This is a genomic window from Marinobacterium profundum (genome assembly GCF_001528745.1).
GTDB lineage: Bacteria > Pseudomonadota > Gammaproteobacteria > Pseudomonadales > Balneatricaceae > Marinobacterium_A > Marinobacterium_A profundum.
Map to the genome: position 1 here is coordinate 1 of NZ_BCNS01000180.1, position 6,700 is coordinate 6,700.

At 59.1% G+C, this 6,700-nt stretch carries 5 protein-coding genes; 3 read left to right on the forward strand and 2 right to left on the reverse strand.

What is annotated here, in order from left to right; genetic code table 11:
* Positions 1-413: 413 nt before the first annotated feature.
* Complete coding sequence (locus tag MPRO_RS21090; protein WP_067297984.1) at positions 414-1,907, reverse strand: aldehyde dehydrogenase; 1,494 nt, start codon at positions 1,905-1,907, stop codon at positions 414-416.
* Positions 1,908-2,506: 599 nt separating this feature from the next.
* Between MPRO_RS21090 and MPRO_RS21095 the strand changes: the two genes are divergently transcribed.
* From MPRO_RS21095 to MPRO_RS21105, 3 genes are all read left to right on the forward strand, one after another.
* Positions 2,507-3,745, forward strand: a complete 1,239-nt coding sequence (locus MPRO_RS21095; protein WP_067297988.1) for a Zn-dependent hydrolase — start codon at positions 2,507-2,509, stop codon at positions 3,743-3,745.
* Between the two features lie 193 nt (positions 3,746-3,938).
* The gene (locus MPRO_RS21100; RefSeq protein ID WP_067297992.1) at positions 3,939-4,679 is read left to right on the forward strand and encodes a sulfite exporter TauE/SafE family protein; all 741 of its coding nucleotides are present in this window, start codon (positions 3,939-3,941) and stop codon (positions 4,677-4,679) included.
* A 551-nt stretch (positions 4,680-5,230) separates the two neighbouring features.
* Positions 5,231-5,854 carry a hypothetical protein gene (locus tag MPRO_RS21105; RefSeq protein WP_067297995.1) on the forward strand — a complete coding sequence of 208 codons (624 nt, stop codon included), beginning with the start codon at positions 5,231-5,233 and terminating at the stop codon, positions 5,852-5,854.
* A gap of 36 nt (positions 5,855-5,890) precedes the next feature.
* Here MPRO_RS21105 and fabI read toward each other — a convergent pair whose 3' ends face one another.
* Positions 5,891-6,697: an enoyl-ACP reductase FabI gene (gene fabI, locus MPRO_RS21110; protein ID WP_245635169.1), complete on the reverse strand. Its 807-nt coding sequence runs from the start codon at positions 6,695-6,697 to the stop codon at positions 5,891-5,893.
* Positions 6,698-6,700: the final 3 nt, after the last annotated feature.

Genomic DNA, 6,700 nt, shown 5'->3' on the forward strand with positions numbered 1-6,700 from the left:
GAGGCTTGCCGACAATACTCAACCTACTGCGAGCCACCTGAGTTTGGCTGTTTTTTGTGCTGTTTTGCGTTAAATAGAACCACTATTTGCCTTAAAGCACCGCAAAAACCCGCTCAAATCAGTTGGCTCTCGCTACGGCCAGCATTCTCGGACAGCCTCCTAGCTACGCATAGCCCCTTTCGCCTTTTAACTTGCCCCTTGCTCCTGCTTTCCCCTCGGACCGCGTACCTGCCCCTGCTCTCCCTAGCCCCTTATCCCTTATCCCTTATCCCTCGCCCCTGCTCTTCCTCGCCCCTTCTCCCTCGCTCCTCGCCCCTCGTACCTGCTCCTGCTCTCCCTAGCCCCTAGCCCCTCGCCCCTCGTACCTGCTCTTCCTAGCCCCTAGCCCCTTTTTTTAACCTCGCCCCTGGCGACTAAAGCCGGATCCAGATGGTTTTAAGCTCCGTGTATTTCTCCAGCGCATGCAGCGACTTGTCACGGCCATTGCCCGAGCCCTTGACGCCGCCAAAGGCCACGGTCTGGTCACCATCGCCCCAGCCATTGACCCACACCATGCCGCTTTGAATTTTGCGGCTGACGCGGTGGGCGCGCTTGAGGTTCGAGGTCCAGACACAGGCACCCAGACCATAAACGCTGTCATTGGCCAGGCGAACGGCCTCGTCCTCGGTTTCAAATTCACACAGCGCCAGTACCGGGCCGAAGATCTCCTCGCGCACAAAGGTCATGCCATTGTGTGCATCACTGATCAAGGTGGGCTGGGCATAAAAGCCCTCTCCGGCGCGGTGCGCGCGCACGCCACCCAGTACCAGGGTGCCGCCCTCGTCCAGCCCCGAGGCAATATAACGGTTTACGCTCTCCAGTTGAGCAGCATCCACCAGCGGCCCCATGGTGGTTGCAGGGTCCAGCGGATCACCCGGCCTATACGCCTTGGCGGCCTCCTGCAGTGCTGCCAGAAATTCGTCCTTGATGCCCTTTTGCACATAAAGACGTGAGGCTGCGATACAGACCTCGCCCTGGTTGGAATAGATGGCCGCCGCCGCATTGGCGGCGGCTTCTGCGATGTCGTCGCAGTCATCGAAGATAATATTAGGCGACTTGCCACCGGCCTCAAGCCAGACGCGCTTGAGGTTGGACTGACCGGCGTACTCCATCAGCATGCCCGCCACCCGGGTGGAACCGGTGAACACCAGCACATCCACATCCATATGCAACGCCAGCGCCTTGCCGGCGGTATGGCCGTAGCCCGGCACTACGTTGAGCACACCATCGGGCAGGCCTGCATCCTTGGCCAGCTGGGCCAGGCGCAGTACGCTCAGCGGGGATTTTTCCGAGGGTTTGAGTACCACGGAATTGCCCGCCGCCAGTGCCGGCGCCAGCTTCCAGGTCGCCATCATCAGCGGATAGTTCCAGGGCACTATGGCACCAACAACACCGATGGGCTCGCGGCTCATCAGCGCCAGGGCATCATTGCCGGTGGGGGCAATCTCACCATAAATTTTATCGACGGCCTCTGCGGTCCAGCGCCAGCAACCGATGCTGGAGGGCAGATCCAGGCCTGTGGATTCAGCGATGGACTTGCCCATATCCAGGGTATCGAGCAGCGCCAGTTCATCCTGATGCTGCTCGATCAGATCGGCCAGCTTGAGCAGCACCTGCTTGCGCTGCTCGGGCGAGCGCTCGGACCAGTCTCCCCGCACAAACACAGCACGGGCACTTTGCACCGCCACATCGACATCGGCGCTGTCGCAGGCAGCAACCTCGGCCAGAGTCTGCTCGGTGGCAGGGTTCACAGTGGCGAACGTCTCACCGCTGATGGCCGGGACAAAACGTCCGTCGATCCAGGCCTGATTGCAGAACGCGAGATCCGCGGCCTGCGCCTTCCAGTCGTCATAGCTCTTGTTCGCCATTATTTTATCCGTCGCTGTTCTGGCTAGTATTGCGTCCAGTCTACGCGGGGCATAGCCGCGGCTGAATATCCCATGGGGGGTATATCCCGCAGCACTGACCCAGGCTCAGGAGCCCCTACCCCCACAGAGGTATGGCGCCGTTTCTGCGCGACGGAGATACTGTGGCCACATCTGACAACGACAGAGCTCGACAGATTCTGGCTGCACGCCTGAGACTGACGGACCCTTGGCTCATCCGCGCGTGTCAGCTGTGCTCATTACCCTGTTTGTAGCATTCCTTGTAAGCTGCTGGCCGCCAATTGGCGGCCATTTTTTTATGCCGTATTGACTCAATTCGCCCGGGGCTCATTTCCCGGAATTCGCAGGCTCATTCCAGGCTACAACTGCACTACAAACTGCACCCCGTAGGTTGGTAATGAGCGTAGCGAATTCCGACATCCGCAGCGCCCGCTGTGGAGCTTGGCTAGCTGATGCCAACCCCGATAGCGGCTATCCCCCAGTGGGTATAGCGGCGCTACGGCCTTGTTACTTACATTGCATCATCTGCACAGCGTTTTAACAGCACGCACTTTTCAGCCACATTCAAGCGGGAGCCCTCAATGCCCATACATACAATTAATGCCCAGCGACTCTGGGAAAGCCTGATGCAAATGGGCGAGATCGGTGCCACTGATGCCGGCGGCTGCTGCCGCCTTGCCCTCACGGAACTCGACCGCCAGGGCCGCGACCTCTTCGTGCGCTGGTGCAGGGAAGCCGGCTGTGACATTCATGTCGATCGCATTGGCAACATCTATGCCCGCCGCCCAGGCACCGATCCCGAGGCCCTGCCCATCAGCACCGGCAGTCACCTCGACACCCAGCCCACCGGCGGCAAGTTCGATGGCATCTACGGCTGCCTGGCCGGGCTCGAGGTCATCCGCACCCTGAACGATCACAGTATTCAGACCCGCCGCCCGGTGGAAGTGGTGATCTGGACCAACGAGGAAGGCTCGCGCTTCGCCCCGGCCATGGTGGCCTCGGGCGTCTACAGCGGCAAATTCAGCCTCGATTACGCCCTTAATCAAACCGATGCCCAGGGTATTCGCTTGGGAGATGCACTCAAGTCCATCGGCTACGACGGCGAGTTGGAGGTGGGCGCACGCAAATTCGCCAAATTCTTCGAGCTGCATATAGAACAGGGACCAGTGCTGGAGCGGGAAAACGATCAGATCGGTGTGGTCACAGGTGTGCTCGGCATGCGCTGGTACGATGTCAGCGTCAAGGGTGTTTCGGCCCACGCCGGCCCCACTCCCATGAGCTACCGCCGCGATGCCCTGGGCGCCAGTGCCCGCATGATCAGTGCGCTGATCGATATGGCGGCCAAGCGGGTCGAGGAAGACGGCCGCTGCACCATCGGCGAGCTCAGCATTCCCAAAGGCTCACGCAATGTGATTCCGGGGGATCTTAACTTTACCCTGGATCTGCGCAATGCCAGCCTCGAGGGTCTGGAGGCCATGGAACAGCAGGCCCGCAGCCTGATCGACAGCATCGCCACCCAGGCTCAGGTGGAAGTCACGCTGGAGTGCATCTGGGATTCGCCGCCTACGGTGTTTGATGCCGACTGCATCAATGCGGTGGAACGTGCGGTCGCCGACAGTGGCTGCAGCTACCGCCGCATGACCAGCGGTGCCGGTCACGATGCGGTAAACATCAGCACTGTGGCACCCACCTCAATGATTTTTGTCCCTTCAGTGGGGGGTATCAGCCACAATGAGAGCGAGTATTCGACCCCTGAGCAGATCGCCAGCGGCGCCCGTATTCTGTTCGAGGTCATGAAAAACGAAGCCCGGAGCGCCTGATAGCGGCGCCCATGGTTTAGCCTGCTCTTGTGCAGAGTCTGAGCCAGAGCCCGAATGGGACTCTGGCTTTTTTACGCCTGCAGACCTGTTTATGGAAATCATTTCCATTTTTAGCGGCAACACAATTGCGCTGCCTAGGCGCGGCGGTTAGGCTATCGTCCGCCCATAGCTGCCGCACAAGGACCCCCAGGTCATGACGCCCCTCGATTATCTGCTGCTGATTCTGGCCGGCTACTTTGCTGGCGTGCTCAACACCATCGCTGGTGGTGGCAGCTTTTTGACCTTTCCGGCCCTTGTCTACGCCGGCATCCCGCCCATTGCCGCCAATGCCACCAGCGCTGTAGCCGTATTGCCGGGTTATCTGGGCGGTACTCTGGGCTTCAAGCGCGAACTCAAATCCCTGGATCGCGCCATGCTGCTGCGCCTGAGCCTGCTGGGGCTGGTCGGCGGTATCAGCGGCGCCCTGCTGCTGCTGGTCACCCCGGCGGCGGTATTTGATATAGCCGTGCCGTTTTTGCTGCTTGGTGCCACCTTGCTGTTTGCCTTTGGCAACCGCCTGATGTCCCTGCTGCGCCGTTCGGGCACGCCGCTGCCCATGGCACCCGGCCTGCTGCTGGTGGCCATTTATGGCGGCTACTTTAATGGCGGCCTTGGCATCATGCTGCTGGCACAGTTCGCCGCCGCCGGCATGAAAGAACTCAACCTGATGAACGGTCTGAAGAACCTGCTGTCCTTCGTGCTGTCGTCCATCTCGGTGGTCGCCTTCGCCGTCGCCGGCATCGTTGAATGGCAACCAGCGCTGATCATGATGGTCGCTGCAACTCTGGGTGGTTATAGCGGCGCCGGTATCGCCCGCGCCCTGCCAGTGCAGGTGGTTCGGGGCATAGTTATAGGCGTGGGCCTGGTGATGACGCTGGTATTTCTGCTGCGCTGAGTCCCGGCCCTTAGACCTCAGTGCACTCGCGTACACTCTCTCGCCTGCTCAATAATCTTTGGGTATACTGCACCACTTAATCGGCTCTGCACAGCTGAAGCTGCGTAACGACCAAAGCACTCTGGTCAGCACTGCAGGGATCACATATTCCTGAGTTATCCGCTCGCTAGTGTAGTGTTGCACTCTTGGTGGTGCTTTAGAACGCGCTCATTTTTTCGCCAGCCAAGGCGTGAGGCAGAGTCATAGTGGGGCTACGGCGACAACGAACAACGCAGGATGGCGGAAAAAGGGGCCGTTATAAGCTTCATATAGCGTGAAACACTACACTAGCAGCCTGTCGGGCTTGGCCGATCGTAGCGAGGGAAAGTCCGTTTTGAGGCAGTTTTTGAGCTCTTTTGAGGCGAATAGTGGTTCTATTTAACAAAAAAGAGCACATGAAATGACCAAATTCGGCTTTTCCGCAGTAGATCAGTGGTAAATCCGACAGGCTGCTAGCCGAATAGACACAGTGACCCCCGCCTCTACCGCGAACTTCAATCGATACTATTTTTATGCAAAGCCGTTCCCATACCGTTACCGTCCTGCGGGCCCTGTTCCGATTTTTTGTGCTTGTCGTCGCCATACTCTGGGTGCCACTGGCCCTGATTCTGGACACTTCCGTTTTCAATGATGAGGTATCCGAAGTCAGTGTGACCGAGCTGTCCCAGGAAGCCTTGTTGCTGTGCTCAGCGGTGCTGTTCTGGCTTCTGTCTGCACGTCGTCCCTTCGGGCGGGGTTTCTATACCCTGGTGGCCGGATTCTTCAGTTGCATGTTCATACGTGAGCAGGATGCCTTTTTCGATCTTATCGCCCACGGTTTCTGGGTTTATCCCGCCTTGCTGATGACACTGATCACTCTGCTGATCGCCGCCTTTCAGCGCCGCACCATAATGCCGGCGATGGCCGCAGCAACAAGATCGGTGCCCTTTGCCTACATTCTCGTCGGGCTGGCGATACTGCTGTTTTTCAGCCGTGTCATGGGCACCGGATCCTTCTGGGAGCTGTTGCTGGCGGACAATTCAGTCGCAGCACTGGTCAAAAACACCGTACAGGAAGGGCTGGAGCTACTGGGGTATATCCTGATGCTCTATGGCACCCTGCTGTTCAAGCGCAGCACCAAACTGGATCCACGCTAGCAAGCTCAGCGCCGCTCAGGCGCAAGTGCCTTTGCGCTATGCCATGATGTGATCACCGGCATCCACATAGTGCGTACCACCGGTGAGATTCGCCGCCAGATCGCTGACCAGAAACGCCGCCATGGCACCAACATCCGCCGGTGTGCCAAGCCGGTGCAGCGGCGCACGGGCGATACTGCTGTCCATCAGCTGGTCGAAGTGCGCAATGCCCGATGCCGCCCGGGTGGGCATGGGGCCCGGCGAGAGTGCATGCACGCGAATGTTTTTGCCACCCAGCTCCGCCGCCAGATAACGCACCGAGCTTTCCAGTGCGGCCTTGACAGGTCCCATCATGTTGTAGTGATCGACCACCTTCTCTGCACCGTAATAACTCATGCTCAGCAGGCATCCACCCGTCGGCATCAGCGCTTCGGCCAGGCGTGCTGCACGAACAAAGGAATGACAGGAAATATCCATGGCCCGGGCAAAGCCGCCGGCGGATGAATCCAGCAGCCTGCCATGCAGTTCATCCAGTGGCGACCAGGCGATGGAATGCACCACAAAGTCGATACTGCCCCAGCGCTCCCCGGCCGCGCTGAACAGCGCTTCCAGCTCACCGGCTTTGGCGACGTCACAGGCCTGAAATATTTCGGCCTCCAGCTGTTCCGCCAGAGGCGCAACATGGGGCCGCGCTTTTTCATTCTGATAACTGATACACAGCTGTGCACCCGCCTGGCGCAGCGCCATGGCACAGCCAAAGGCGATGCTCTGATCGTTCGCCATCCCCAGAACAATGCCCTTCTTGCCACTCAGATCGATTGAAAGACTCATGCCCTGCCCCTTGGTACTAGTGTAGTGTTTCACGCT

What these genes read in the sequence shown, in the direction of transcription:
- MPRO_RS21090 (WP_067297984.1), bottom strand. Translation starts at nt 1,907, where the DNA reads ATGGCGAACAAGAGCTATGACGACTGGAAGGCGCAGGCCGCGGATCTC.
- MPRO_RS21105 (WP_067297995.1), top strand. Translation starts at nt 5,231, where the DNA reads ATGCAAAGCCGTTCCCATACCGTTACCGTCCTGCGGGCCCTGTTCCGA.
- MPRO_RS21095 (WP_067297988.1), top strand. Translation starts at nt 2,507, where the DNA reads ATGCCCATACATACAATTAATGCCCAGCGACTCTGGGAAAGCCTGATG.
- MPRO_RS21100 (WP_067297992.1), top strand. Translation starts at nt 3,939, where the DNA reads ATGACGCCCCTCGATTATCTGCTGCTGATTCTGGCCGGCTACTTTGCT.